At 56.0% G+C, this 25,239-nt stretch carries 26 protein-coding genes, 1 tRNA gene and 1 pseudogene; 11 read left to right on the top strand and 17 right to left on the bottom strand.

Going from position 1 to position 25,239, the window contains the following annotated elements:
- Positions 1-2: 2 nt before the first annotated feature.
- From GC087_RS18450 to hpxU, 5 genes are all read right to left on the bottom strand, one after another.
- Complete coding sequence (locus GC087_RS18450; protein ID WP_006118029.1) at positions 3-734, bottom strand: amino acid ABC transporter ATP-binding protein; 732 nt, start codon at positions 732-734, stop codon at positions 3-5.
- Complete coding sequence (locus GC087_RS18455) at positions 715-1,371, bottom strand: amino acid ABC transporter permease (protein WP_033738775.1); 657 nt, start codon at positions 1,369-1,371, stop codon at positions 715-717. Before GC087_RS18455 ends, GC087_RS18450 begins: the two co-directional genes overlap by 20 nt.
- A complete protein-coding gene (locus tag GC087_RS18460; RefSeq protein ID WP_006118027.1) occupies positions 1,371-2,036 on the bottom strand; it encodes an amino acid ABC transporter permease in 666 nt (221 codons plus the stop codon). Before GC087_RS18460 ends, GC087_RS18455 begins: the two co-directional genes overlap by 1 nt.
- Before the next feature lie 10 nt (positions 2,037-2,046).
- Positions 2,047-2,832 carry a transporter substrate-binding domain-containing protein gene (locus GC087_RS18465; RefSeq protein ID WP_324028991.1) on the bottom strand — a complete coding sequence of 262 codons (786 nt, stop codon included), beginning with the start codon at positions 2,830-2,832 and terminating at the stop codon, positions 2,047-2,049.
- A 192-nt stretch (positions 2,833-3,024) separates the two neighbouring features.
- Positions 3,025-3,864 carry a MurR/RpiR family transcriptional regulator HpxU gene (gene hpxU / locus GC087_RS18470; protein ID WP_033738523.1) on the bottom strand — a complete coding sequence of 280 codons (840 nt, stop codon included), beginning with the start codon at positions 3,862-3,864 and terminating at the stop codon, positions 3,025-3,027.
- A gap of 157 nt (positions 3,865-4,021) precedes the next feature.
- Here hpxU and GC087_RS18475 point away from each other — a divergent pair, with 157 nt between their 5' ends.
- From GC087_RS18475 to hpxZ, 4 genes are read left to right on the top strand one after another with little or no spacing between them, the layout of a single operon-like run.
- A complete protein-coding gene (locus tag GC087_RS18475) occupies positions 4,022-5,608 on the top strand; it encodes a gamma-glutamyltransferase family protein (RefSeq protein ID WP_205951308.1) in 1,587 nt (528 codons plus the stop codon).
- Positions 5,609-5,620: 12 nt separating this feature from the next.
- Positions 5,621-5,803, top strand: coding sequence for an oxalurate catabolism protein HpxX (hpxX, locus tag GC087_RS18480; protein ID WP_033738521.1), 183 nt, complete (start codon positions 5,621-5,623; stop codon positions 5,801-5,803).
- The gene (locus GC087_RS18485; protein WP_324028993.1) at positions 5,800-7,200 is read left to right on the top strand and encodes an AtzE family amidohydrolase; all 1,401 of its coding nucleotides are present in this window, start codon (positions 5,800-5,802) and stop codon (positions 7,198-7,200) included. The genes hpxX and GC087_RS18485 overlap by 4 nt, the downstream gene beginning before the upstream one ends.
- Entirely contained in the window at positions 7,197-7,580 is a 384-nt protein-coding gene (gene hpxZ / locus GC087_RS18490) for an oxalurate catabolism protein HpxZ (protein WP_006118021.1), read from the top strand. The genes GC087_RS18485 and hpxZ overlap by 4 nt, the downstream gene beginning before the upstream one ends.
- A 90-nt stretch (positions 7,581-7,670) precedes the next feature.
- On the opposite strand, the gene GC087_RS18495 is transcribed toward hpxZ, so the two are convergent.
- Complete coding sequence (locus GC087_RS18495; RefSeq protein WP_324028995.1) at positions 7,671-8,573, bottom strand: LysR substrate-binding domain-containing protein; 903 nt, start codon at positions 8,571-8,573, stop codon at positions 7,671-7,673.
- A 94-nt stretch (positions 8,574-8,667) separates the two neighbouring features.
- Between GC087_RS18495 and GC087_RS18500 the strand changes: the two genes are divergently transcribed.
- Positions 8,668-9,441 (top strand): HalD/BesD family halogenase, encoded by a 774-nt coding sequence (locus tag GC087_RS18500; protein WP_324028997.1) that lies wholly within the window; start codon positions 8,668-8,670, stop codon positions 9,439-9,441.
- Between the two features lie 26 nt (positions 9,442-9,467).
- Here GC087_RS18500 and argE read toward each other — a convergent pair.
- The 5 genes and pseudogenes from argE to GC087_RS18525 form a co-directional block, all read right to left on the bottom strand.
- Positions 9,468-10,678 (bottom strand): annotated as a pseudogene (argE, locus tag GC087_RS18505) (acetylornithine deacetylase).
- The gene (locus GC087_RS18510) at positions 10,656-11,330 is read right to left on the bottom strand and encodes a DUF1028 domain-containing protein (protein ID WP_324028999.1); all 675 of its coding nucleotides are present in this window, start codon (positions 11,328-11,330) and stop codon (positions 10,656-10,658) included. The pseudogene argE and the gene GC087_RS18510 overlap by 23 nt, the downstream one beginning before the upstream one ends.
- The gene (locus GC087_RS18515; protein WP_033738510.1) at positions 11,327-11,761 is read right to left on the bottom strand and encodes a RidA family protein; all 435 of its coding nucleotides are present in this window, start codon (positions 11,759-11,761) and stop codon (positions 11,327-11,329) included. Before GC087_RS18515 ends, GC087_RS18510 begins: the two co-directional genes overlap by 4 nt.
- 17 nt (positions 11,762-11,778) lie before the next feature.
- Complete coding sequence (locus tag GC087_RS18520; protein ID WP_324029001.1) at positions 11,779-13,044, bottom strand: flavin-containing monooxygenase; 1,266 nt, start codon at positions 13,042-13,044, stop codon at positions 11,779-11,781.
- A gap of 246 nt (positions 13,045-13,290) precedes the next feature.
- Positions 13,291-14,202 carry a LysR substrate-binding domain-containing protein gene (locus GC087_RS18525; RefSeq protein ID WP_033738508.1) on the bottom strand — a complete coding sequence of 304 codons (912 nt, stop codon included), beginning with the start codon at positions 14,200-14,202 and terminating at the stop codon, positions 13,291-13,293.
- Between the two features lie 419 nt (positions 14,203-14,621).
- On the opposite strand from GC087_RS18525, the gene GC087_RS18530 reads away from it, so the two are divergent.
- Genes GC087_RS18530 through GC087_RS18545 form a run of 4 tightly spaced genes read left to right on the top strand, consistent with a single transcriptional unit; the run spans position 14,622 to position 18,659 of the window.
- Complete coding sequence (locus GC087_RS18530) at positions 14,622-16,145, top strand: amino acid ABC transporter permease/ATP-binding protein (protein WP_324029003.1); 1,524 nt, start codon at positions 14,622-14,624, stop codon at positions 16,143-16,145.
- A 27-nt stretch (positions 16,146-16,172) separates the two neighbouring features.
- A complete protein-coding gene (locus tag GC087_RS18535) occupies positions 16,173-17,045 on the top strand; it encodes a phytanoyl-CoA dioxygenase family protein (RefSeq protein WP_205954892.1) in 873 nt (290 codons plus the stop codon).
- Positions 17,046-17,068: 23 nt separating this feature from the next.
- Positions 17,069-17,884 carry an ABC transporter substrate-binding protein gene (locus tag GC087_RS18540; RefSeq protein WP_033738503.1) on the top strand — a complete coding sequence of 272 codons (816 nt, stop codon included), beginning with the start codon at positions 17,069-17,071 and terminating at the stop codon, positions 17,882-17,884.
- A 43-nt stretch (positions 17,885-17,927) separates the two neighbouring features.
- Complete coding sequence (locus GC087_RS18545) at positions 17,928-18,659, top strand: class II aldolase and adducin N-terminal domain-containing protein (protein ID WP_324029005.1); 732 nt, start codon at positions 17,928-17,930, stop codon at positions 18,657-18,659.
- 84 nt (positions 18,660-18,743) lie between these two features.
- Here GC087_RS18545 and puuE read toward each other — a convergent pair whose 3' ends face one another.
- The 3 genes from puuE to GC087_RS18560 are packed head-to-tail and all read right to left on the bottom strand — an operon-like array spanning position 18,744 to position 21,188.
- Positions 18,744-19,703 carry an allantoinase PuuE gene (gene puuE, locus GC087_RS18550; RefSeq protein WP_039338609.1) on the bottom strand — a complete coding sequence of 320 codons (960 nt, stop codon included), beginning with the start codon at positions 19,701-19,703 and terminating at the stop codon, positions 18,744-18,746.
- Between the two features lie 34 nt (positions 19,704-19,737).
- Positions 19,738-20,469, bottom strand: coding sequence for an allantoin racemase (hpxA, locus tag GC087_RS18555; RefSeq protein WP_033738498.1), 732 nt, complete (start codon positions 20,467-20,469; stop codon positions 19,738-19,740).
- Positions 20,466-21,188: a GntR family transcriptional regulator gene (locus GC087_RS18560; RefSeq protein ID WP_006118006.1), complete on the bottom strand. Its 723-nt coding sequence runs from the start codon at positions 21,186-21,188 to the stop codon at positions 20,466-20,468. Before GC087_RS18560 ends, hpxA begins: the two co-directional genes overlap by 4 nt.
- Positions 21,189-21,330: 142 nt before the next feature.
- Between GC087_RS18560 and GC087_RS18565 the strand changes: the two genes are divergently transcribed.
- Positions 21,331-22,830 (top strand): NCS1 family nucleobase:cation symporter-1, encoded by a 1,500-nt coding sequence (locus GC087_RS18565; RefSeq protein WP_110268560.1) that lies wholly within the window; start codon positions 21,331-21,333, stop codon positions 22,828-22,830.
- A 223-nt stretch (positions 22,831-23,053) separates the two neighbouring features.
- Here GC087_RS18565 and GC087_RS18570 read toward each other — a convergent pair.
- Together GC087_RS18570 and dnaQ are read right to left on the bottom strand one after the other, a co-directional pair.
- A tRNA-Asp gene (locus GC087_RS18570) sits at positions 23,054-23,130 on the bottom strand.
- A gap of 134 nt (positions 23,131-23,264) precedes the next feature.
- A complete protein-coding gene (dnaQ, locus tag GC087_RS18575) occupies positions 23,265-23,996 on the bottom strand; it encodes a DNA polymerase III subunit epsilon (RefSeq protein ID WP_006118004.1) in 732 nt (243 codons plus the stop codon).
- A gap of 53 nt (positions 23,997-24,049) precedes the next feature.
- On the opposite strand from dnaQ, the gene rnhA reads away from it, so the two are divergent.
- Positions 24,050-24,517 carry a ribonuclease HI gene (gene rnhA / locus GC087_RS18580; RefSeq protein ID WP_006118003.1) on the top strand — a complete coding sequence of 156 codons (468 nt, stop codon included), beginning with the start codon at positions 24,050-24,052 and terminating at the stop codon, positions 24,515-24,517.
- On the opposite strand, the gene GC087_RS18585 is transcribed toward rnhA, so the two are convergent.
- Positions 24,502-25,236 (bottom strand): class I SAM-dependent methyltransferase, encoded by a 735-nt coding sequence (locus tag GC087_RS18585; protein WP_033738493.1) that lies wholly within the window; start codon positions 25,234-25,236, stop codon positions 24,502-24,504. The genes rnhA and GC087_RS18585 overlap by 16 nt on opposite strands.
- Between the last annotated feature and the right edge of the window lie 3 nt (positions 25,237-25,239).

Genomic DNA, 25,239 nt, shown 5'->3' on the forward strand with positions numbered 1-25,239 from the left:
ACTCACAGACGCACAGAGGAAATAAACTGCTTTAGCTCCGCCGTCTGCGGATGGGCAAACAGTGTTTTGCTGTCCCCCTGTTCCCAGACGCGCCCCTGATGCATAAAGACCACACGATCGCCCACATCGCGGGCGAAGTTCATTTCATGGGTGACGAGAATTAACGTCATGCCTTCGGCGGCAAGTTGCTCCAGCACTTTCAGCACTTCGCCGACCAGCTCCGGGTCCAGGGCTGAGGTGATCTCATCACACAGTAATACCCGGGGTTCCATGGCCAGTGCGCGGGCAATGGCTACGCGCTGTTGCTGTCCGCCTGACAGGCTGGACGGGTAATAATCCAGCCGCTCGCCCAGCCCCACTTTTTCCAGCATACGGGCTGCCAGTTCGCGGCACTCGGCCTGACTTTTTTTCAGAACCCGACGCGGTGCCAGCATGACGTTTTCCAGCGCCGTCATATGTGGGAACAGGTTGAAGTTCTGAAATACCATCCCTACGGAGCGGCTGATTTCGCGCGCCTGTGAGTCGCGGTCGGTGATGGTCATGCCGCCGAGTTTAATGCTTCCATCCTGATAGCCTTCCAGCCCGTTCATGCAGCGCAACAGTGTACTTTTGCCGGAACCGCTGCGACCGATAATCGAGATCACTTCTCCCATATCGATATCCAGATCCACGCCCTTCAAAACATGGTTGGTGCCGTAATACTTCTGGACCTGATTAATGGTGATGAGCGGCATTGAATTTTTTCTCCAGATACTGGCTGTAACGCGACAGCGGATAACACATCAGGAAGTAGCCCAGTGCCACCAGCCCAAAGACTTTAAACGGCTGGTAGGTCACGTTATTCAAAATGGTGCCGGCTTTGGTCAGCTCGACAAATCCGATAATGGAGGCCAGCGCGGTGCCTTTAATCACCTGCACGGCAAACCCCACTGTCGGGGCAATCGCAATGCGGATCGCCTGAGGCGCAATCACCCGCGTGAGCGTCTGACCAAAGTTCAGGCCGAGGCAGCGTGACGCTTCCCACTGCCCTTTTGGCAGCGCCTGAATACTGCCGTGCCAGATATCCAGCAAATAGGCGCTGGTATAAAAGGTCAGCGCCAGCGACGCAGCGGTCCAGGGCGCAACGTCGATGCCAAACAGCCCGACGCCAAAGAAAGCCAGAAACAGCTGCATCAGCAGCGGTGTGCCCTGGAACAGCTCGGTGTACGCGCGAATGATTCGCGTCAGCCATTTACGCTTTAACAGACGTAAAAACAGCAGAGGTAACGTCACGAGCGTACCGCCTAAAAAGGCCACCAGCGACAGGGCAATCGTCCAGCGCGCGGCCAGCAGCAGGTTGCGCACGATGTCCCAGTCGGTAAAGGTTGTCATCATGCCTGCACCCCCAGCCACTTGCGGCCAATCGCCAGCAGCAGCTGACGCATTACTATCGACAACGCCAGGTAGATCAACGTGGTCACCGAGTAGACTTCGAAACTCAAAAACGTGCGTGACTGAATCAGGTTGGCGGCAAAGGTCAGCTCCTCGTAGGAGACCTGCGAGACGACCGACGATCCCAGCATCACAATGATGCACTGACTCACCAGCGCCGGATAAATCCGTTGCAGCGACGGTGGCAACACCACGCGCAGAAAGGTCTGGCTGCGCGTTAATCCCAGCACCCGACCGGCTTCCCACTGCCCTTTTGGCGTGACCTGAATGCCCGCCCGGATAATTTCCGTGCTGTAGGCACCCAGATTAACCAGCATCGCCAGCAGTGCGGCTTCCCCTGCGGTGAGTTTCAGCCCCAGGTTGGGTAAACCGAACACAATAAAGAACAGCTGCACCACAAACGGCGTATTACGAATCAGTTCGACATAGATGCCCCACAGGCGGCTTAACCAACTGGGTTTACCGCTGCGCAGCGCCGCGCCGATAATGCCGATACTGACGCCGCCGACCGTCGCCAGCACCGTTAACTGGATCGTTACCCACAGGCCGGAGAGCAACTCCGGCCAGTACGGCAATAATGCAGGGAAATTAAGTTGCCCGGTCATTGCCCCGTCCTTATGCGCCCAGGTTGGCTGGCAGCGGCGCTTTCAGCCACTCTTCGGACATTTTGTTCAGCGTGCCGTCTTTAATGCCCTGGTCGATCAGCGCATTCACTTTCTCTTTCAGTGCCGGCTCGTCTTTTTTCAGTCCGATATAGCACGGCGAGTCTTTCAGCATGAACTGCGCAACAGGGGCTTTAGCCGGGTTCTGACGCGTAATGGCTGCGACGACCAGGTTGCCGGTAGCGACATACTGCACCTGTCCGGAGAGGTAGGCTGATAACGTGGTGTTGTTATCTTCATAACGTTTCACCTGCGCGTCTTTCGGCGCCACCTCGCTCAGCACCATATCTTCCACCGCACCACGGGTGACACCCACCGACTTGCCGCTCAGCGCCGCGGGATCTTTCAGATGATCGCCTTTAGGTCCAAAAACGCCCAGAAAGAACGGCGCGTAAGCCCGGCTGAAATCAATTACCTTTTCACGCTCAGGATTTTTCCCCATGCTGGAGATCACCAGATCCACCTTGTCCGTCTGCAGATAAGGCACACGGTTGGCACTGCTGACCGGCACCAGTTGCAACTTAATTTTCATCTGTTTGGCCAGATACTTTGCCATGTCGATGTCATAGCCCTGCGGTTGCAGATCGGTCCCCACGGAGCCAAACGGTGGGAAATCCTGCGGCACTGCCACCCGCAGTACGCCGCGTTTCTGGATGTCCTGCAGTTGATCCGCCAGCACGCTGCCTGCCTGTGCCATCAGTACGGCTGCCGCGACAACGGCCATTAATACTTTTTTCATTATGCACCCCGGTGAGATTATGTGAAACAAAAGATTCTTATGATTGGCATTCTGCAACTAATGTGCCAACGCAACGGGTGGGGGACAAATGCGGATTAACGCTGAAATGGCGGCTTTTACTAAGCGTGATGCGATTCCCGAGTCACCCCGGGAGACGGTCCAAAAAGGGGCAAAGCACCAAAATAGTGCCTGCTAACGGTGCTCCAGCTCATCAAGGTGCTGATAAAGATCGGCAATCTGATGAATACGCGGCCGCCCCAGCGCCAGTAATTCATGCAGCAGGGCGTTGGCGAGCAGGTTCACCAGGCTCATGGCCGAAGCGTAGCTGTCGAAGGCGGAGACGCTGTCCAGCGGGGCGCAAAACTGCCAGCGCGCCAGTGAAATCACGCTCTGCGCCTGAGGCTCACACAGCGCCAGTACCGGAATCCTTGCGCTTTGCAGCTGCTGCATTAACGGCTGAATAATGCGGGTGCGGCGGCGAAACGCAATCACGACCACCATGTCCTCCGGCGTGATGTCCACCAAATCCTCTGCCAGCGTCTGGCCCGGCTGGGGCAGAATATGCACCTGAGCACGCGTCTGAATGAGTTGCTGACGCAGATGCAGCGCCACCGGATAGGCATTACGCATGCCAACAATATAGATACGCTTTGCCTGCGCCAGTTGGGCGATCACATCGGCGAATTGCTGGGGATCAATGCTGTTAACCCATTGTGTCAGATTGGCCATTTCCTGCTTGTAATGCCGCGACAGCAGGGTATTTCCCTGTACCGCATCCCGGTTATCCGTTAACGGCATACCGCTCTGGCGCAGGGTACGAAGCTCATCGCGCATGTCTTTATATTTGTCATAGCCCAGGCGCTTAAACAGTCGGCTCACCGTGGCTTTTGAGACACCGCTCAGGCGTGCCAGCTCGGCACTGTTATAGCTAATCAGGTCATCAAAGTGGTCAAAAATAAAGTCGGCTATACGCTGCTCCTGCGGCGAAAGCTGGGGGTAATGCGTTCTGAGTCGCTCATCAAGCTGTTTCATTCAGGTCCTGTAACTTTTGTTTCAATCGCGGGATTGCCACAGAAGCTAGCATAATTTGGGCCAGATAAACCTGTCCAGAGACGTTGTCTTCTTAAAAACTGGAACGGCTCTTGCTTAACCTTTTGCTTTGTACCCTGAAAAACAGAATGAGAAGAGCATGATTCAGAGCAATTTGGCCCCGTTAGGCATGGCCGTGACGCCGCATCATCTGGCCAGTGAAAGTGCGCTGGCGGTACTGCGGGAAGGGGGGAACGCGATTGAGGCCATGGTGGCCGCCGCGGCGACGATTGCGGTGGTCTATCCGCACATGAATGGGCTGGGCGGTGACGGATTCTGGCTGATCATGCCAGGCAAAGGCGATCCGGTTGGCATTGATGGCAGTGGCAGAGCGGGTTCGCTGGCAAATTTTGACTTCTATAAGGGGGAAACCCATATCCCTCATCGTGGGCCTAAAGCGGCCCTGACGGTGGCGGGCACGGTGAGCGGCTGGCAGGCGGCCCTGGACCTGTCCGCAGAACAGGGGGGAACCACCCTGCCTTTACCGCGCTTACTCCGCGATGCTGTTCGCTATGCTGCCGATGGCATTCCCGTCACCGCCTCACAAGCCGCTGCGACGCGGACGAAGCGCGACGAGCTACAGCATCTGCCTGGCTTTGCCGCCACGTTTTTACCGGACGGCGATGTGCCAGCGGAAGGCAGCCGTTTCACCCAGCCTGATTTAGCCCGTACATTGAGCCTGCTGAGCGAAGAAGGTCTGGACAGTTTTTATCGCGGCACGCTGGCACAGCACCTTGCGGAAGAAATGGTCAATCTGGGCATTCCCATCACCCTGGCGGATTTACAGCAGCAACGGGCTCGCCGCGTCACGCCGCTCCATATTCGCCACAGCGAAGGCGATATCTGGAATATCACGCCACCGACACAAGGTATGGTGTCGCTGGCCATACTGGGCATCACGGATCATCTGGACATGGCGAACGCAGATGAGGTGCAAACGATCCACCGTATCGTCGAAGCCACCAAAAAAGCGTTTGCCCTTCGGGATCAGCATATTACCGATCCCCGCCATGTGGTTGAGGATCTGCAGGCACTGCTTGACGGCGAAACCCTCGCCACCCTCGCCAGCCAGATTCAGGATGATCGCGCCGCGCCCTGGGGAACCGGTCGCGGGCCTGGCGATACCGTCTGGATGGGCGTGATGGACAGCAGCGGGCTTTCCGTTTCCTTTATCCAAAGTATTTATCATGAGTTTGGCAGCGGTGTAGTGGTGCCCGGCACCGGACTTGTCTGGCAAAACCGGGGCGCGGCTTTTAGCCTCGATCCCGACCATATGCTGGCGCTGGCGCCCGGTAAACAACCCTTCCATACGCTGAATCCTGCCGCCGCACGCCTGAAGGATGGTCGCACCATGGTATACGGCTCCATGGGCGGCGATGGCCAGCCGCAAACTCAGGCAGCCATTTTTACCCGCCATGTTATTCAGCGCCTGCCGCTGCAGCAGGCCGTTAGCGCACCTCGCTGGCTGCTGGGGCGGACCTGGGGCCAGCTGTCGGACTCGCTCAAACTGGAAAGTCGCTTCGCGCCCGACACCCTGGAGGCGCTACGTGCGTTAGGACATGACGTGGAGTCGCTGCCGGCCTACAGTGAGGCCGTCGGCCATGCAGGTGCCATTGTTCGTCACAATAACGGTATGTTTGAAGGCGCAAGCGATCCGCGCAGCAACGGCAGCGCCGCCGGTTTCTGACAGGAGTAAATCATGAATCAGAGTGACTGGGCAGCCTATATTGCCCAAATGGAGCAAATCCTGAACGTGGAACTGGACGAGGATCGCCGTGTCGCCCTGCTACAACAGATGACGCGCATTGCCGATATGGCGGCCCCGTTGATGGCTTATCCGCTGGACGACCGGCTCGAAGTCGCAGGAGTGTACAAAGCATGAGACCAGACGAGGTTTCCATTCAGGCACTTCAGCAGGCGATTCAGCACGGTGATATCAGCGCCCGTGAAGTGGCGGAGCAGACACTGACCGCGATTGAGAAACAGAATCCGCAGCTTAATGCCTGGACGGATATCACCGCAACGCGGATGGTGCAGGAAGCGGATGCGATAGACAAGCAACGCCTGCGCGGCGAGACCTTGCCGCCGCTGGCGGGCATTCCCTATGCGGTAAAAAACCTGTTTGACGTGCAGGGGTACACTACCCTGGCGGGGGCCAGACTGTTTCGTCAGCGTCCGGCCGCAACCCGGGATGCCTTTGCCATCACCCAACTTCAGCAGGCCGGTGCCCTGCTTTCCGGCATGGTCAACATGGATGCCTATGCCTACGGTTTTACCACCGAAAATACCCACTACGGGGCGACGCACAACCCGCATGATCTGGCGCGCATTGCTGGCGGCTCATCCGGCGGTTCGGCCGCCGCCGTGGCAGCGGGACTGGTGCCTTTCTCGCTGGGGACGGACACCAACGGCTCAATCCGCGTCCCGGCTTCCCTGTGTGGGATTTTTGGCCTGAAACCGACTTTTGGCCGCTTATCCCGCAGCGGCAGCCATCCGTTTGTCGCCAGTCTGGATCATATCGGTCCCTTTGCCCGTCGGGTGGACGATCTGGCTCTGGTTTACGATCTGCTGCAAGGGCACGACAGCACGGATGCCTTCCAGGCCGATCGCCCGCTGGCAGCCACCTTACCGCAGCTGAAAAACGGTGCACAGGATTTGCGCTGCGCCGTACTGTGCGGCTTCTTTTCGACCTGGTGTAATGATGATGCCCGCGCGGCGCAATTACAGGTGGCGCAGGCGTTACAGGCTCAGGACGACGTGGTAATCGCGGAGGCTGAGTTAGCGCGCTCGGCCGCCTTTATTATGACCGCCTCTGAAGGCGGCAATCATTACCTGCCTGCGCTGCGTCAGCAGCCCGACCTGTTTGAGCCCCATTCGCGTGAACGCCTGCTGGCTGGTGCGATGCTGCCCGCGGCATGGTATGTTCAGGCCCAGCGCTTCCGCCGCCACTTTCAGCAGCAGGTCGTCCCGCTGTTTGCGCAGTACGATGTGCTTATCGCCCCTGCCACGCCATGTAGCGCGCCGTTAATTGGTCAGGAAACGATTGCCATTAACGGGCAGAATCTGCCGACGAAGGCCAGCATGGGCATGCTGACGCAGCCGATATCCTTCCTTGGACTTCCCGTCTGTACTGTGCCGATGACGACGGCGAGCGGTTTACCGATTGGCGTACAGTTAATTGGCGCCCCCTTTAACGAACAGGCTGTCTTACGCGCAGCCTGTGCCCTTGAACAACAAGGACTGACATTTTCGCCCACCCGCAGGGCAGGAGCACAATGAATACTGACGCGATTAATCTTCCCGAGGTGCTGAACGCCGTTACCGCCGCGTTCTACCGTTATGAAAAGGCGCTGACGGGCAACGACATTGCCGTCCTGGATGAGCTGTTCTGGCACGATCCGCGGACCGTGCGCTTAGGCGCTGGCGAGAACCTGTACGGCATTGATGAAATCCGCGCGTTTCGCGCGGCAAGACCGTCGGCGGGGCTGGACCGCACGCTGCGCAATACGGTGATCACCACGTTTGGTGACGCGTATGCGGTGTGCAGCACCGAATTTACCCGGGCGGGCACGGAGAAAATTGGCCGTCAGCAACAGACCTGGGTGAAGTTTCCGCAGGGCTGGCGCATCGTAGCAGCGCAGGTCAGTCTGATGAGCTAAGCCCGGCGGAGCAGTCATATGTTAAGGCCGGGAGGCCTGAGTCTAACGCTTCACGCCGCGAAAGCGCTCAACTGCAACCCCTACGCCGCCCTACAGGGCGGCGAGCTCGCCTAACCAGGCGATCATTGCCTCTGCGCCAGGCTGGTTCAGCGTGCGATTCGGCCAGGCCAGATAATAGGGCTTGCTGAGCGGCAACGCGAGTGCATCTACAATGACCAGTTCGTCCCGGTCCAGCGCCTGGGCGATCATCCGGCGCTGTCCCAGCAGCACACCAGCGCCGGCCACGGCGGCATCAATCGCCAGCGAGGTCAGGTTAAAGGTCATGGCTGGACGAGCTGCTGGCACAGCCATTCCTTTCGCCTCAAACCAGCCCGACCAGTCTGGCAAAAAGCGCCCTTCTTTGCCCCAGTCGAGATGAATCAGCGGCGCATGCCGTAACAGATCCTCGCGGGAAAAGGCGTCGATCAGCCGCGGGCTGGCGACCGGGAGCACCTCATCATGAAACAGATACGCTTTATTCAGTCTGGGATACGCTTCCTCGCCGAAGCACATCACAAAGTCGGCCGGCGTTTGAGCAAAATCCACCTCCGCGTGCGTGCCATGTAAGGAAAGACTGATATCCGGACAGCGTTCACGCCAGCGGCACAGATGCGGCAACAGCCATTTCGACGCCAGCGCCGGCAGCGTGTAAAGCGTAAGCTGTGCGGCGGTCTCAGTGCGTCCTATGTTACGCTGACCAAGCTGGAGAACCGCAAAGGCTTCCGTGACATAGCGAAGATACTGCTTGCCCGTCTCCGTCAGCATCACGCCCTGTTGCGTACGTAAAAACAGGACGCAGCCAAGATGATCTTCAAGCTGGCGAATTTGCTGGCTCACCGCCGCAGGGGTTAAGGCCAGCTGTGCCGCGGCCCTGGTCAGGCTGCCGGTTTCCGCAGCCACTTTAAATGACTGAATCACGTTGATTTTAGGCAAGCGCGATGACGGGTTGGGCATTAAGCATTCCTTATCAGGGTATTAACGATTTATTGGTATTCAGCTGATGCCGGGCAGGCTAGTGTGACAATTCATTCATTATGAGACCGCGACGATGCCCAAAGCCCTGGTACGTACTGACTTACATCCTCTGACCGACCACGCCTGGCGTCAAGACTGTCGCAGGCAACTTAATCAACACGGCGCGCTGGTGTTGCGGCATTTTTTGCAGCCTGCCGCCCTGCAGGCCATCGTCGCAGAAGGCAATGCGCAGCGCGATCGGGCTTATTACACTGTCAGTCAGCACAACGTTTACCTGATGAAAACGGATGCCGGCTTCAGCGACAGCCATCCACGCAACCGCGAAGTAAACAGCACCAAAGGGTGCATTACGGACGATATGATTGCAGCGGATTCCCCGCTGCGTCAGCTGTATGACGATGCGCTGTTTCAGTCTTTCTTATGCGAAGTGCTGGACGAAGAGGCGCTGTATCCCTACGCCGACCCGTTGTCTTCGATTAACCTGCACTATGCGCCACAGGGTAAAGAGCTGGGATGGCATTTTGACAACTCCTCGTTTGCCATCACGTTGCTGGTGCAGAAACCGCTGGGCGGTGGACGGTTTCAGTATGTGAAAGACCTGCGGGATGCTGATGCAGGCGAAATGAATTACGCGGGCGTGGCCGCCGTGCTCGATGAACAGCACGCCGTCGATGAACTGGCTATGGATGCCGGTGACCTGGTACTGTTTCGTGGGCGAAATTCACTGCATCGCGTGACGCCCACAGAAGGCGACATCACGCGCATGCTGGCGGTGCTGGCCTACAATACCGCGCCCGGCATCGCCCTGTCGGAAACGGCCCGCCTGACGTTTTACGGCCGGTTGTAAACCGCACCCGCAAACGTTTTTGCCGATCATCTGGCCGCGCGGCACGCTCCACCCTGCGTGGCTTTATTGGTGGACGTTACCGCCATCCACTGACGCAGGTTTTGTAGCATTGCCATACAGCGTTCAAGCTGTTCAAGACTGACAAACTCATCTGCTTTGTGTCCCTGTTCCATGCTTCCCGGCCCGCAGACCAACGTGGCTACCCCAATTTCGTCAAATAATCCCCCTTCGGTGCCAAAGACGACCGTGGCGAACTCGTTATGCCCGCTCCACTGCGCCAGCCAGCGGGCAAAGTCGGTCTGCGGATCGGTCAATAAACCGGGGTAGCCGCTCAGTGGTTGAAAGGTAATGTTGCACAACGGTTCAGTGCGCTGCATTTCAGGCACCAGTTCTGCTTCGGCGAAGTGGCGTACGCTGTCATACAGCGCCTGAGCATCCGTACCAGGCAGCGTTCGCCACTCCATATCAAACTGGCAGGTCTCAGGAACAATATTCAGTGCTGTCCCGCCCTGAATCGTGCCAATCTGCAGCGTGCTGTAAGGCGGTTCAAACCTTCGTCACGTTGCTGCTTTAACGCTTCTTCCTGCTGCAAAAGATGCGCAATTAACCGGGCGGCGTAGTGAACCGCATTCACGCCCTGATGCGTATAGGCAGAGTGGCAGGCGTGGCCCTGCACCCGACAGCGCACCGCCCGTTTTCCCTTATGTCCGTAAACCGGCTGCATGGCGGTCGGCTCACCCACAATACACATCGCCGGTTTTGCCGGTGAGGCATTGAGCATCGCCACCAGCGAGCGCACGCCCAGGCACCCCACCTCTTCGTCACAGGAAAACGCCAGATGCAAAGGCATGCGCAGAGGCTGCTGAAGAAACGCATCCAGCATGGCCAGCACGCAGGCAATAAAGCCTTTCATATCGGCGCTTCCCCGACCGTAATATCGTCCGTCACGTTCCGTCAGGGCGAAAGGCGGCACGGACCAGTTTTGCCCCTCAACCGGCACCACGTCCGTATGCCCTGACAGCATAACGCCGCCTTCGCCCTCCGGCCCCAGACGCGCATACAGATTGGCTTTTTTACCGCTGTCGTCATACAGCCACTGCGTCGTTATGCCTCTGTCAGTCAGGTAGTCGTCAATAAACTGGATCAGGGCCAGGTTTGACACCCGACTGGTTGTGTCAAAGGCCAGCAGGGAGGCCAGAAGCGCCCGTAACGTCTCATTCATCGCCGGGCACACCATAGGCCGGTGCCTCACGCGGATCCAGCGCGCGCGTGACATAGGCTTCCATCTGGGGTTCATAGGCAAGCCACAGTTGTGTCAACTGCCCGACAGGGTCGTGCACGGTCCAGTCGATGCGCAGATCCACCAGCGGCCAGGGATAATCATCCACAAGTTTGAGCGCAGCTGAATGTAACGGCCCCGCTTCTCCGCCTGCCGCCACGCCGGCCTGAAGGGCGGCAAGCAGCCGACTGGCCAGTTCACCGGAGGCCGCTTCAAAGGCCGCGCACATGGATGCCGTTACGCCCTTGTTCGCCAGCATATTGCCTGCGGCGATACAGTTTTTTCCTTCGGCCATGCTCCAGATACCCAGCGTCTTGCTGCCACTGAAAAACGCCGTGTTACCCTGAATATCAATCGCGGCGACCTGGCGGTAATCACTGAATCTGTCGCCAGCCAGCGCCCGCTTTAGCGCCACGTTCAGATCGCTGCCCTGATCCAGATGCAACAGAATCTGCTGCCCCAGAGAGGGCAACGTAATATTCTGGCTGGATATGGCACCCACGCCGGCCTGGAGCCAGGGACAGCGCGCGCCTACCGCAATGCTGGATGAACTGATAGCGATGCCGAGCTGACCGGTTTCTTCACACCGTGCCGTCACTGATAAGGTCATTGGTCTGCTCCACGTTTCCAGTCATCCGGAATCACCGCAATGACATCAATTTCCATCAGCCATTGCGGCTGTGCCAGAGCCGAAATCACCAGCCCTGTTGAGACGGGGAAAACACCTTTTAGCCACTTTCCGACTTCACGGTAAACCGGTTCGCGATAACGCGGGTCGACTATATACGTGGTGGTTTTGACAATATGCGACAGATCGCTCCCCGCCTCTTCCAGCAGTTGCTTCACATTTTTCATCGCCTGCGCCGCCTGCGCGGCCGGATCGCCCAGGCCAATCAGATTACCGTCGAAGTCAGTGCCGACCTGGCCGCGCAGGTACACTGTGTTACCTGCACGTACGGCCTGGCAGAGATCGTTGTCCAGCGTTTGATTAGGGTACGTTTCTTTGGTGTTAAACATCCGAATACGAGTATGGGTTGGCATAACAGCAGTCTCCTGGTTCAGTTTTCTGACGCGGCACGGTAATCCTGATACTGGCGCTGGATAGCAATATGGTCGGCAACATACTTTGCGTCATGCCACACGCCCCAGATAAACGAGGAGCCGCGGCGCGACTGCCAGGGCAGCCCGAGGAAATAGAGTCCGGACTCCGGGGAGACGCCGCGTTGATGGAGAGGTCTGTTTTTCTCGTCAAAGGCGTTAACCTTCAGCCAGGTATAATCCGTGGCATAGCCTGTCGCCCAGATGAGCGTCGTGATCCCTGCGCGGACCAGATTGAGCGACTGCACAGGATGCGAGACGCTTTCCGGATCGGACAGAAAGGCGCGTGCGGCCGGATCCTCGGGTAAATTCAGGCCATGGCGTTCAACCCAGGCATCGGCCGCATCCAGCAGGGATAAATAGTTTTCATCGCCTGCGGCAATGTTTTGCGCCAGATCGGGCTTAAAGGTCACGACCTCGCCGGAAAAGCGCTCCGTCAATCCGACCAGGTTGATGCCCTGCTCCGCCAGTTTGCGAAAGTCGACGGTATGCCCGCCGCGCGCGCCGCTGACCGCGATGGTGACGTGTTCTTTCCCCGGTTGGCTGGCTGCCGCATCCCACAGGCCAAGGACCCCTAACCACCAGCAAAAGTCCCGGTTGCGATAGCGGCGAGGCGGACGATCGTGGGGACCAACGGAGAGCCACACGTCTTTTCCTGCACGCTGAAGCTCATCGGCAATCTGCACCCCTGACGAGCCCGCGCCGATAACCAGCACACCACCTTCAGGCAGTTGTTGCGGGTTACGGTAGTCCGCCGAATGTAACTGGGTGAACCGTGTATCCGTGGGCGCAATGGCCGGAATCACAGGCTTCTGAAAAGGCCCTGTGGCGACGACTACGCGCCGGGCAACGATCGGACCAGCGGAGGTTGAGACGTCGAACCCGCTGCGCCCGACACGCGGTACCACGCTGATGACTTCGACGCCCGTTTTGACAGGCGCCTCGATCTGCTGCACATACGCTTCAAAATAGTCAGCAATCTGTTCTTTAGGCACAAAGCTGTCAGGATCCTGCCCCGGAAAAGTCATGCCGGGAAACCGATCGTGCCAGGCCGGGCCGTTGGCGACCAGCGAGTCCCAGCGCCGGGTCCGCCACGCTTCGGCAATACGATTTTTTTCCAGCACGCAATGCGGAATGCCGAGCCGCCCCAGATGCTCGCTCATGGCGATGCCGGCCTGCCCTGCCCCAATCACCAGGGTATCTGTTTCTTGCTCTGATATTGTCATTCCATCATCCTCAAGCCCGACGTTTTAATGACGTGTTCCTGACACGCGCCAGCGCCAAGATTATTTGAGGCAGATGAATGGGTAAAATATTATAAAGCTAATATCTGAATAAGAAATTAATAAGCAGAAGATACGTGCCCGGTTATTAAAGCCACTCAGCGAATAAAGCGCGAAATTAGCCGATGTGATTTACCGCAAATACATTTCTTTTTCTTACCAAACAGCACGGTAATTGCGCGGCACTTTTTACACGGTGGGCCCCAACGCACTATTCTGGCAATAGTCCATAAAAAGTTTTGTCGGTCGCGTTGGTTCATTATGACTTAACCAGGCCATGATTAACGTCGAGGCTTCCATATCATCTTCAATATCAATCTGCGCCAGCTTTTCACCGTCATAAGTCACATCAGTACAGGGGCGGGTGACCAGAACTGAAAACCCCAGCCCCTGTCCTACCATGCAACGCACCATTTCAATGGAGGGCGAACTGTAGGCTACCTGCGGGTGGTACCCTTTGCTTTTGAAAATATTGATGAAGTAATTCCTGCTGGGTACCGCATCCAGCAAAATCATAGGTTCCTGACTCAGCTCACGCAGCGTGACCAGGGATTTTTGTGCCAGTGGATGGTTTACCGGCAGGAGCGCGTAAGGTTTATGCGGGGCGTTTAACGTGGTTTTTTGAATGGTGTTATCCAGCTCGAGATCGTAGAGAAAAGCCAGATCAAAACGTCCGCGATGGAGTCCATGCATCAGTTCATGCTGCTCGCCGTCGTACAGTTCAATGGTAATATCCGGATAGTGTTTTTTAAACCCGGCTATCAGTTTGGGCATATACAGCGGCGCCGCAGATTCAAAACATCCCACCGCAATCGTGCCTGAAATCAGGGTGTTATCTGCACGTGAGTTTTGCTCAAACTCGTGTGTCAGACGTAGCAGCTCCTGCGCCTTTTCGTAAAAACGGCGGCCGCCAGGCGTCAGCGAAACACCCTGTGCGTGATGGCGGATGAGCAGTTGCTGATCGAAGGCGTCCTCCAGGTTTTTGATGGAAACGGAAATGGAGGGCTGGGCGATATGCAACTGACGCGAGGCTTCCGCAATGCTTTCCGTCTCCACCACGGCGACGAAATATCTGAGCTGTTTAAGTGTAAAGCGACTCATGGCGTTACCTCTGTTTTTTATAGTCAGCAAGACACCTTGCTTCGTTCCGGCCTAAGCAGCACTGCAAATGCTGTGCCACTTACCTGCCCGTTCCACCTGAACGCCGTTTATGTATTAACGCCATTCCACCTGTTTTTTTACGTCTGGCAGAAACGTAATCATCAAAAAGAAATTGCACCAATAACTCTCACCCTGCGTCGCAATGATCAGCGTGCTGCCCTAAATAAGCGCAAAAAGGGAAAGAATACGTTAATTATTGCCCTGCACTGTTAAAAAGACACCGTTTAAAAAGGGATATAACAGTTGGATAGTTTTTTTAAAATCAGAAGCCAGCAAATTACTAATTGCTATCGTTCCCGTCCTGCCGCCATAGTGAATTACAGAATTATTCACCCCTTCTGTTTAATGTGAGCAAGCCCATGACATTTAACTGGAACTATATGTTCAGTCTGTTTAGCGACGCTAATTTTTGGCTGGCGACATGGACTGTCATCAAACTGAGCCTGCTGACCTGGGGAACGAGCATTATTGCGGGATTTATCCTGGCGCTGGCCAAGCAGTCGCGCCATCCCTTATTGACGCTGCCGGCCCGGTTTTATATCTGGCTCTTTCGTAGCCTGCCTTTGCTGGTGCTGCTGATCTTTGTTTATAACCTGCCTCAGGCATTGCCCGCCACGTCGACGGTACTGAGCGATCCATTCTGGGCAGGATTTATTGCGCTGACCATGTGTGAAAGCGCCTATATCGCAGAGATTCACCGTGGCGGGCTGCTGGCGATTCCCAAAGGCCAGAGCGAGGCTGCCCGGGCACTGGGATTACGCTATGCAGGCATTCAGTGGCGCATCATTATCCCGCAGGCACTGCGTGTGGCCTTACCGGCACTGGCGAATGAATACATCGCGATCGTGAAGCTGACGTCACTGGTCTCTGTTATCTCGCTTACCGAAATTTTGATGGTCGGCCAGCGACTCTACTCGCAAAACTTTCTGGTCATGGAAACCATGGCGGCGGTCGCCTTCTATTACGTGCTGATCGTTACCGTCTTTGACTTCCTGCTGAAACAGCTGGAGCGCTATCTGGACGTGACACAACGCCAACCGTCCGGCAAACCTGATGCACATCTTTTCGAACTCGCACAACGCGCAGCGGTGAATCCTGTCCGTCAGGCGTTTCACGCCAGCGGACCAGCGTTGCAGGCCCTGCGTCTGCACAAGGCTTACAACAATGTTGAAGTGCTGGGTGCCGTTAACCTGCAGATCCATCCTGGCGAAGTGGTTTCCGTAATCGGGCCTTCAGGTTCAGGAAAAACTACGCTGATTCGCCTGCTTAATGGTCTGGAGCAGATCGATAACGGTGAAATTCGTATTAACGGAAAGCCCTTTATTCATCTCAGTCAGCAGGGAGAGCAACGCAAGCCACGCTTCGTTGAGTATTCAGAGCATCGTCTCAATATCGGGATGGTCTTTCAGAGCTTTAATTTGTTCAGTCATCTCAGCGTTATGGACAACCTGTTGCTGGCGCCTCGCTATCACAAGCTCGCGCCTGCCGCGGTATTAAAACAGCAGGCTGCTGCGCTGCTTTTTAAAGTCGGCATGCTCGACCATGCGTGGAAGTACCCTCATCAGCTCTCCGGCGGTCAGCAGCAACGCGTGGCTATCGCACGTGCCTTGATGATGCGTCCGCAAATCATGCTGTTCGATGAACCCACCTCTGCACTGGATCCCGAAAAAGTGAATGAAGTGCTTCAGGTCATTGAAGCACTGGCAAGCGAGGGCATCACCATGGTGATCGTGACCCATGAGATGAACTTTGCCTTCAAGGTGTCTGACCGGATTGTCTTTATGGAAAAAGGACGCGTGGTCTGTGACGACGCGCCGCAGGCTCTACGCGATGGCCAGCATCCGCGCGTGGAAGCTTTTCTGAAGGATGTCTCGCTGGCGTAACGATGTATTAATCACGAGGGCACGACCATGATTGAACAGTGGCAGGTAGATCAGTATCACCAGCAGGGATTTCTGGTAGTTGAAAATGTCCTGACAAGCGATGAAATCGCAGCGCTACAACACGACTTTGACCAGTGGGTTGAGGAAAGCCGCAGCCAGAATGCGCCCTGGGGCGATACGCAGGATGGGCGTCCGCGTTTCGATATTGAGAGCGATCACCGTGCCGATCATCCTTCTTTGCGCCGCGTCAGCTCACCGAACGATATCTCTGCCGCCTATCGCCATGCGGCACTGCATTCACGTATGGCGCAGATTGCCGGACAGTTAATCGGGGGCAGCGGTGCACGCTATCATCACAGTAAGATCAACTCGAAACTGCCCCATACCGCAACGAAAGTGGAGTGGCACCAGGATTTCCTGTTCACCCCGCACAGCAACGACGATATCGTGACCGCGCTGCTGATGGTCAGTGAGGTCACACCGGAAAATGGTCCGCTGAACGTGGTGCCGGGCAGCCATCAGGGGCCGCTTTATTCACACTGGCAGGGTGGCCGCTTTACCGGTGCCGTTGATCCCGCAGTGGTGAAAGAACAGTGCCAGCAACCTACCGCCTGTTTTGGTCCCTCGGGTTCTGTGTGCTTTATGCATACCCGACTGCTGCACGCCTCCAGTCCCAATGAAACCGAATGGCCGCGCACACTGTTTATCGCCGTGTACGCCGCTGAAGATGCACTGCCGTTCGGTGAAAACCCGTTACCCAGCCCGGATGCGGGCACGCTGGTTTACGGTGAGGAGAGCGGCATGATCCGCAGCACCGCAAACGCCTTCCGCCTGCCGCAGAAACCGCGCGGTGCTTCGTTTTTTGTTCAACAGGCCGGTAAAGATCTTGCCAACGTCTGATGGCATTTTTCAGAGAGAGAATAATGATGAAAACCTACGTGTTAAGTCTGCTTGCCGCAGGCGCTGTACTGGCGTCCTTTAACGCCTCAGCCTTTTTACAACCCGGCAAAATTATCGCCGGATCGGATATGACCTTCTTTCCGTATGAGTACATGAAGGATAATAAACCCGCCGGCTTTGACATTGAGTTTCTTGATGGTCTGGCCAAAGTGATGGGCCGTCAGGCCGTTAACATTGATACCCGTTTCCCTAACCTGATTACCGGCTTGCAGAGTAACCGGTTTGATATGACTAATTCGTCGATGTACATCACCGCCGATCGCATGAAAGTGATCGACATGATTCCCTATCTGAAAAGCGGCGAAGCTATCCTGTCGTTGAAGGGAAGCGATTACCAACCCAAAACGCCTGAAGATTTCTGCGGCCATAAAATCGGTTCGATGGGCGCCACGTCGTGGTTGCAGCAGTTACACAAACTGTCTGACGACTACTGTGTGAAAAACGGTAAACCCCCCATCGCGATTAGCGAATATTCGACCGATCCGCAGACAACGCAGGCGATGCTCTCCCATGCGGTCGAAGCACAGATTACCGATGCCGCCGTGGCGCGTGGCGTGGTGCAAAAGCTGGGCGACCGTATTCAGATTTCCTCCACGACACTTATCTATCCGGTGTTAAACGGTTTTGGCGTGAAGAAGGACAATACGGAGGTGAAAAAAGCCCTGGTCGCTGCGCTGGCTACCTTCAGTAAAACGCCCGAATATGCCGCGCTGCTCAAAAAATACCATTTTGAAGCGCCAACAGCCGACGATCTCAACACCCTGATGCCAAAACCTTAATCTCAAACGCGTGCCCGTCACGCGTTCATTTTCAGGAGGGAATATGGCGCTTTCTTTTGAAGAGCAGACCCGTATCGATCTGGCGGCGGCCTTTCGCATTATTGCCCACCTGGGCATGCATGAGGCGGTAGCGAACCATTTCAGTGCCGCAGTTTCACCGGATGGTAAGCAGTTTCTGATGAACCCAAAGTGGAAACACTTTTCACGGCTTCGCGCCAGCGACCTGCTGCTGCTCAATGCAGACGATACCGCCTGTGGAGAGCGGGACGATGTAGACGCCACCGCCTGGTCGATCCATGGGCAACTTCATCAGCGGCTGCCAGAAACCCGGGTCGTGATGCATCTGCATCCGGTTTATACCACCAGCGTCGCCTGTCTGGCACAGCCACACATTCCGCCTGGCGATCAAAACAGTGCGCGCTACTTCAACCGTATCGCGGTGGATACCCTGTACGGGGGCATGGCAGACACTCAGGAGGAAGGCGCCCGACTGGCCAGCCTGCTGACCGATAAGCGTCGTCTGTTGATGGGTAATCACGGCGTTATGGTTACCGCCCAGACGGTGGGCGAGGCCTATGATGATATCTGGACACTGGAGCGGGCCTGCCAGATTCTGGTCACCGCCTGGTCTACCGGGCAACCGTTGAAGGTGCTGAGCGACGAGGTCGCGGAAAAAACGGCCCGTGACTGGGAAGGCATCCCCGACTTCTCTCTGCGGCATTTCGAAGAGATGAAGCAGTTGATGATTGAGGCCGATCCCACGTTATGTGACTGAGTGGGGCCGTGCGGACGACAATGCCGGAAACCGGGGCAGCGCGTGGCGACATCCTTTTGCCGTCACGCGCTTGCCGCCGGGAGATTACGCCTCTGGCGCGGGGTAAGTTTTTATCCAGTGATCGGCAATCTGCTGCCGGGTGCAAATCCACACATCTTTATGCTGCTGAATGTGGTCGAGGAAATTTTGCAAGGCGCGGAATTTTCCCGGGCGACCTAACAGGCGGCAGTGCATCCCCACCGACATCATTTTGGGCGCGGCTTCGCCTTCTTCATACAGCACGTCGAACGTATCGCGCAGATAGGTAAAGAACTGCTCTGCGGTATTGAAACCCTGGGGCGAGGCAAAGCGCATATCGTTGCATTCCAGCGTGTAAGGAATGATCAGATGGGGTTTTACCGTACCGTCCTGACAGGTGACCTGAGTCCAGAATGGCAAATCATCACCATAATAGTCGCTGTCATAACTGAAGCCGCCCTGTTCCACCACCAGCCGCCGCGTATTGGGGCTGTCGCGTCCGGTGTACCAGCCTGTGGGCGCTTTGCCAAACAGGTCCGTTAACACATCCACCGCCTGCTGCATGTGCTGACGTTCGGTTTTAGCATCAATGCCCTGATAGTGAATCCAGCGCCAGCCGTGGCTGACCACGTCATACTGCGCCTGTTTGATGGCGTCCACGATGTCCGGGTGGCGCGCCAACGCCATCGCGACGCCAAACACGGTCAGGGGCAGTCCGCGCTTCTGAAACTCATTGTGAATGCGCCAGAAACCGGCGCGGGATCCATACTCGTACAGGGATTCCATCGACATATGCCGATCCGGATAACTGGCCGCCCCAATGATGTCAGACAGGAACTGTTCTGAACCCGTGTCGCCGTGCAAAACGTTGTTTTCTGCCCCTTCCTCATAGTTGAGTACAAACTGCACCGCGACGCGCGCTTTCTTTGGCCAGCGCGCATGTGGAGGCTTTCCACCGTAACCGATCAGGTCACGCGGGTAATTCTTATTGAAGCTGTAGGTTTTTTTATCCTGGCTTTCAGTCATCACTTGCATCCTGTCGTTGAACGGGAACATCTGCTTAGTTTAGGTGCTGAAAGACACCTGAGAGCGGTTTATGTAGCGGATAAGCTAAATCGCCTTGTTTACTGGTGCCAAAACCCAGCGCCACCAGCGATTCCACCATCTTGACGGCGGCGCTGACGCCATCAATCACCGGCATCTCCAGCTCTTTTGTCAGCGACGCGGCCAGCGTTGCCATGCCCCCACAGCCTAAAACAATGGCGCCACAGCCATCTTCCCGCTTTGCCTGGATACAGCGCTGGCGCACTTTCTCCTGCGCCACGCCGCTGCCGTCTTCCAGCGCCAGCACGGGTAAATCAATAGCATGTAAAGCGGCACAATGGTGCGTAAAACCGTACTGCTGAAGTAAATGGCGTGCGATGACCAGCGTGCGGGGCAACGTCGTGACAATTGAAAAACGCGTTGCCACCAATGTGGCGGTATGCATGGCCGCCTCCGCGATACCGATGACCGGCCCGCTGGCCAGTTCGCGTGCCGCCAGCAAGCCAGGATCGCCAAAACAGGCAATCACATGGCCACTGACGCCCTGCGCTTTGCCGAGCTTCACCTGTTCCAGCACGCCGATCGCCGCTATCGCCTCATCAAAATGCCCTTCAATCGACGGCACGCCCTGCGAAGGGCAAACGGCAATAATGTCCGTTCCAGGTGCGGCCACCGCGCGGGCCGCCTGACCGATGGTTTCGGTCATCGCCTGGCTGGTATTGGGATTGATAACCTGAATCAGGCTCATGATACGGCTCCTTTATGCCCGGCAAACAGTCGGGAAAAATCCGGTAGTGTTTCGCCTCCGCGCTCAAAATGGAGGCTGGCAACGATGTGTTCAAAATGATGCTGCAGCGAGGCGGTCAGTGACACCAGGTCTTTTTCCCGGAGTCGCTGGAGTAACTGGCCGTGATCGTCACAGCGACAACCGCGCTGCCAGGGCGCGCCCCAGGTGGCAATCACCAGCGACGATCGCTGGGCCAGTTGCGTCACCAAATCCGTTAATACCTGATTGCCCGAAATCGCCTGCAACTGGATATGAAAGGCCGCGGACAGACGAATCGCCGCCGGACCGTCATGCCGGGCAATCGCCTCTTTTTCCTGCTCAACCAGGGCCGTGAGCCCGGCCAGGTGCGGTGCCTGCAGATGTTCCAGCACCGCAGAAAGATTGCCGCACTCAAGCAGGCTTCGGGTGCGGAAAATATCCCGCGCTTCCTCCACGCCCGGTGTGGCGACATGTGCACCACGTTTGGGCGTGAGCGTGATCATTTGCACCGCAGCAAGGCGCTGCAAGACCTTACGGATGCCCGTGCGGCTCACGCCAAAGACCTCTGAAAGCGCTTCTTCCGGCAATTTGCTGCCGGGCGGCAGTTGATGTTCGACAATGGCGTTCATTAACGCCTGATAGATAGGTTCATCTTTATCATGCAGCTCGGCCGCCGTTCTCTGGCCTGTTTCACTCTTCATCACCCGCTCCGGTAAACATCATTGCATCACTTATCGTATACGTGAAAAATAAATTTTGTATACAAAAAACAAATCTGGCCTGGATCCTGCAATGTGATTTCACAAGGTTATTTTATTCATGTCTTTGAGAGGAGCAGGTTTCATGCCAAATCATTCAACGGTGGGTAACACATCGGCCTCTGAAGCCGGAAAAGCATACAGTCCGAAGCTATGTAATGCTGACCTGGCGCCTACCCGCCATCAAAACTGGTCGTGGTACAACATCTTTTCCTTCTGGATGTCGGATGTGCACAGCATGGGCGGCTACGTGGTCGCGGCAAGCTTCTTCACATTAGGGCTGGCCAGCTGGCAGGTGCTGCTGTGTTTGCTGGCAGGGATCTGTATTGTTCAGCTCTGCGCCAACCTGGTCGCTAAACCCAGCCAGATGGCCGGCGTGCCTTATGCGGTCATTTGCCGCCAGGCATTCGGTGTCTTTGGCGCCAATATTCCGGCGGTGATCCGCGGCCTGATTGCGTTTGCCTGGTACGGTATTCAGACCTGGCTGGCGGCGAATGCGCTGATGCTGGTGCTGCTGAAGTTTTATCCGTCGCTGGAAAGCCTGACGCACAGCCACTGGCTTGGCTTATCGCAACTGGGCTGGTACTGCTTTGGCGTGATGTGGGTTCTGCAGGCGATGGTGTTCTGGCACGGCATGAGTGCGATTAAGCGCTTTATTGATATCGCTGGTCCCGCCGTTTACGTCGTCATGCTGGCACTGGCGGGCTGGATTGTATACAAAACCGGATTCGACGGTATTTCGTTTACGCTGGCCAGCAAATCGCTGTCCGTCGGTGAACAAACCTGGCAGATGATTACGGCAACGGCACTGGTCGTGTCTTACTTCTCAGGCCCGCTGCTGAACTTTGGTGACTTTTCTCGCTACGGCAAAAGCATGAGTGAGGTTCGCCGGGGTAACCGCTGGGGACTGCCGTTCAATTTCCTGCTGTTCTCCATCGTGACCGTTGTGATTGTATCGGGTACGCAGTCCTTGTTTGGTAAAATGATCACCGATCCTATCGAAACCGTGAGCATGGTTGGCAGCGATTTAGCCGTGGCAATTGGCTTACTGACCATGATCACCGCGACGATTGGCATCAACATCGTGGCGAACTTCGTGTCTCCTGCTTTCGATTTTTCTAACTGCTCGCCTCAGAAAATCAGTTTTCGTACCGGGGGGATGATTGCAGCGGTGGGTTCGGTCCTGCTCACGCCGTGGAATTTGTTCCAGTCGCCTGAACTGATTCACTATACGCTGGACGTACTGGGTTCGTTTATCGGGCCTTTGTTTGGCATCCTGTTAGCCGATTTTTACCTGATCAAAGGCGGCCGTATTTCTGTGGACGATCTGTTCGATGCCACACCGCAGGGGCGCTACTGGTATCGCGGTGGATTTAACCCGAAAGCCATTGTTGCCCTGCTGCCCTCGGTCGCTATTTGTCTGGTGATTAGCTTTATCCCTTCTCTGCATCAGGTCGCCAACTTTAGCTGGTTTATCGGCGTGGCGCTGGCGGCGAGCTGCTACTGGCTGGTGGCGCGGGAAAAACAGGTTGCAGAAAAACATACGACAATCCCGTCGGGTGCCGTCGCGATGCAGAAAGACTGATTCACCCTTACTGTCAGTCAGTCCGTTTCTGTGAGGACTGGCTGTGGGAACGTCGTTCTTACCCTGCCTTTATGGGGCATTTATTGGGTGCGACGGGCATCAGGTCGAAAATACGGGATAGCACTGAGCGTGACGGGCAAACCGGCTGTTGAGAGGAAGACGAGAAACGTCCAGAGCCAGAAAGCAAAAACGCCATGCTGATAACCAGCATGGCGTCAAAATTTGGCGGAACGGACGGGGCTCGAACCCGCGACCCCCTGCGTGACAGGCAGGTATTCTAACCAACTGAACTACCGCTCCGCGCTTTGTTCCCCGTCGGGAACGAGGCGCATATTAATCACATCATTACTCGCCGTCAACGGTTTTCCCCCTGCCCGCTTCCGTTTGCTGCTATTTTCGCCCCGATGTTGATTTTACACACAAATCTTTGCGACTCAGGCGCGCCAGAGGCAACTGCCCCCCTTCTTCATGATCAGATCCAGCCGTGATTCGTGATGACTGATTTCCTCATCACTGGCGGTGACCACGCGCAATCCTGATGTGGGCCGAACGATGCGCTGAATGCCTTCGCTCTGCTGCTGACGCGAGCGATCCTCTTCCGACGAGAAAGACAAGGACGTTTGTCCGCCCGTCATGGTTAAAAAGACTTCGGCCAGGATCTCGGCATCGAGCAGTGCGCCGTGCAACGTACGCTTACTGTTGTCTATCTCATAACGTGAACACAGCGCGTCGAGGCTGTTGCGCTTACCGGGGAACATACGGCGCGCCATCGCCAGGCTGTCAGTAATCTTGCAGAAGGTTTCCGTTTTTTCGATGCCGCGCTCAAGCTTGCTGAACTCATAATCCATAAAGCCGATATCAAACGAGGCATTATGAATAACAAGTTCTGCACCACGGATGTAGTCAAGAAACTCATCGGCAATCTCACTGAAGGTCGGTTTATCCAGCAGAAACTCATCGGCAATACCGTGAACGCCAAACGCTTCCGGGTCGACCAGCCGATCGGGCTTGAGATACATGTGGAAGTTGTTCCCTGTCAGGCGACGGTTCACCACTTCAACGGCACCGATCTCAATGATGCGGTGACCTTCATAATGCACCCCGATCATATTCATACCGGTGGTTTCAGTATCGAGAACGATTTGGCGGTTATTTGCAGTGCTCATAGGGCTCGTTTTATGTCAGACTTGGCGTTTTGTCAGAAGGAAGTCTACCAGAGATGCGCAAACAGGTAGAAATTTATACCGATGGTTCCTGCCTCGGCAACCCGGGCCCGGGGGGGTATGGCGCAATTTTGCGTTATGGGCAACATGAAAAAACATTTAGCGCCGGTTACCGCCTGACGACCAATAATCGCATGGAACTGATGGCGGCTATCGTCTCGCTGGAAGCCCTGAAACAACCCTGTGACGTGGTATTGAGTACCGACAGTCAGTATGTGCGCCAGGGCATTACGCAATGGATTCATAACTGGAAAAAACGCGGCTGGAAAACAGCTGATAAGAAGCCGGTTAAGAACGTCGATCTGTGGCAACGGCTTGATACTGCGCTCAGCACCCATCAGATTCAATGGGAGTGGGTTAAAGGCCATGCGGGCCACCCGGAGAATGAACGCTGCGATGAACTGGCACGCCATGCCGCAAACCATCCGGCTTTTGATGATATCGGCTATCAACCAGAATCCTGATCGTTGACGTGTCTGAACTGCCGTGTCGCATTCACAGGCTGCGGCAGGGGCCTTTTGCTCAGACTCATTCTTGCCTTGGTCGGCGTGAGGGGGAAACTGCGCTTACGCGCAACGACGATATTCAGGCACCCCAAAGCAGGTAAGTGAGCGCTGATCATTCTGCCGCCCTGCCGGTGCCAGGGCAACACCTGAAAACGCGTACGAAAGACCACTTCATAATTCAGCAATCCCAGCCAGTCCAGTAATCGCATCTGGCTGAACATGCGCCCGCTCCAGGGCGCTTTACGCTGTATTCCGGGTAGTATTTTACTGATACCCAGCAGACTGAACGGATTGAAGCCGCTGATTATCATCCAGCCATCATCGATCAATACCCGGTCCACTTCCCGCAATACCCGGTGGGGATCCTGACTCCAGGATAACGTATGGGCCAGTAAACAGGCATCGACAGATTTGGCTTCGAACGGGAGCTGGGTGGGATGCGCCAGGACCTGTAAGCCTTCACCTTCGACACCTACGCTGACCTGATGGGAAATCGCGCACTGTTCCGTATTGATTTCTGCGCTGAGGTTGCCAAGCTTAAGCATATGAAAGCCATAAAGCTTTCCGAGGTAAGGCTGAAGTTGCTGCGTCAGGGCATCGCGAAAGTAAATGCCCCATGGCATATCGTGCCATGAGCGTGGGGCGTTCAGGATTTGGCGTGTCTTGGCGGGCTTCATGCT

It is taken from the genome of Pantoea sp. JZ2 (genome assembly GCF_035191405.1).
GTDB classification, from domain to species: Bacteria; Pseudomonadota; Gammaproteobacteria; order Enterobacterales; family Enterobacteriaceae; genus Pantoea; species Pantoea stewartii.

Bases quoted from the DNA above. Each gene is read 5' to 3' on its own strand.
- GC087_RS18530 (WP_324029003.1), top strand. From the start codon at position 14,622: ATGACATTTAACTGGAACTATATGTTCAGTCTGTTTAGCGACGCTAAT.
- puuE (WP_039338609.1), bottom strand. From the start codon at position 19,703: ATGACTGAAAGCCAGGATAAAAAAACCTACAGCTTCAATAAGAATTAC.
- GC087_RS18455 (WP_033738775.1), bottom strand. From the start codon at position 1,371: ATGACAACCTTTACCGACTGGGACATCGTGCGCAACCTGCTGCTGGCC.
- GC087_RS18460 (WP_006118027.1), bottom strand. From the start codon at position 2,036: ATGACCGGGCAACTTAATTTCCCTGCATTATTGCCGTACTGGCCGGAG.
- GC087_RS18525 (WP_033738508.1), bottom strand. From the start codon at position 14,202: ATGAGTCGCTTTACACTTAAACAGCTCAGATATTTCGTCGCCGTGGTG.
- hpxA (WP_033738498.1), bottom strand. From the start codon at position 20,469: ATGAGCCTGATTCAGGTTATCAATCCCAATACCAGCCAGGCGATGACC.
- GC087_RS18585 (WP_033738493.1), bottom strand. From the start codon at position 25,236: ATGAAGCCCGCCAAGACACGCCAAATCCTGAACGCCCCACGCTCATGG.
- GC087_RS18565 (WP_110268560.1), top strand. From the start codon at position 21,331: ATGCCAAATCATTCAACGGTGGGTAACACATCGGCCTCTGAAGCCGGA.
- GC087_RS18485 (WP_324028993.1), top strand. From the start codon at position 5,800: ATGAGACCAGACGAGGTTTCCATTCAGGCACTTCAGCAGGCGATTCAG.
- rnhA (WP_006118003.1), top strand. From the start codon at position 24,050: ATGCGCAAACAGGTAGAAATTTATACCGATGGTTCCTGCCTCGGCAAC.
- dnaQ (WP_006118004.1), bottom strand. From the start codon at position 23,996: ATGAGCACTGCAAATAACCGCCAAATCGTTCTCGATACTGAAACCACC.
- GC087_RS18560 (WP_006118006.1), bottom strand. From the start codon at position 21,188: ATGAAGAGTGAAACAGGCCAGAGAACGGCGGCCGAGCTGCATGATAAA.
- GC087_RS18540 (WP_033738503.1), top strand. From the start codon at position 17,069: ATGATGAAAACCTACGTGTTAAGTCTGCTTGCCGCAGGCGCTGTACTG.
- GC087_RS18510 (WP_324028999.1), bottom strand. From the start codon at position 11,330: ATGACCTTATCAGTGACGGCACGGTGTGAAGAAACCGGTCAGCTCGGC.
- GC087_RS18515 (WP_033738510.1), bottom strand. From the start codon at position 11,761: ATGCCAACCCATACTCGTATTCGGATGTTTAACACCAAAGAAACGTAC.
- GC087_RS18545 (WP_324029005.1), top strand. From the start codon at position 17,928: ATGGCGCTTTCTTTTGAAGAGCAGACCCGTATCGATCTGGCGGCGGCC.
- GC087_RS18495 (WP_324028995.1), bottom strand. From the start codon at position 8,573: ATGCCCAACCCGTCATCGCGCTTGCCTAAAATCAACGTGATTCAGTCA.
- GC087_RS18520 (WP_324029001.1), bottom strand. From the start codon at position 13,044: ATGACAATATCAGAGCAAGAAACAGATACCCTGGTGATTGGGGCAGGG.
- GC087_RS18450 (WP_006118029.1), bottom strand. From the start codon at position 734: ATGCCGCTCATCACCATTAATCAGGTCCAGAAGTATTACGGCACCAAC.
- GC087_RS18500 (WP_324028997.1), top strand. From the start codon at position 8,668: ATGCCCAAAGCCCTGGTACGTACTGACTTACATCCTCTGACCGACCAC.
- GC087_RS18465 (WP_324028991.1), bottom strand. From the start codon at position 2,832: ATGAAAAAAGTATTAATGGCCGTTGTCGCGGCAGCCGTACTGATGGCA.
- hpxU (WP_033738523.1), bottom strand. From the start codon at position 3,864: ATGAAACAGCTTGATGAGCGACTCAGAACGCATTACCCCCAGCTTTCG.
- GC087_RS18535 (WP_205954892.1), top strand. From the start codon at position 16,173: ATGATTGAACAGTGGCAGGTAGATCAGTATCACCAGCAGGGATTTCTG.
- hpxX (WP_033738521.1), top strand. From the start codon at position 5,621: ATGAATCAGAGTGACTGGGCAGCCTATATTGCCCAAATGGAGCAAATC.
- GC087_RS18475 (WP_205951308.1), top strand. From the start codon at position 4,022: ATGATTCAGAGCAATTTGGCCCCGTTAGGCATGGCCGTGACGCCGCAT.
- hpxZ (WP_006118021.1), top strand. From the start codon at position 7,197: ATGAATACTGACGCGATTAATCTTCCCGAGGTGCTGAACGCCGTTACC.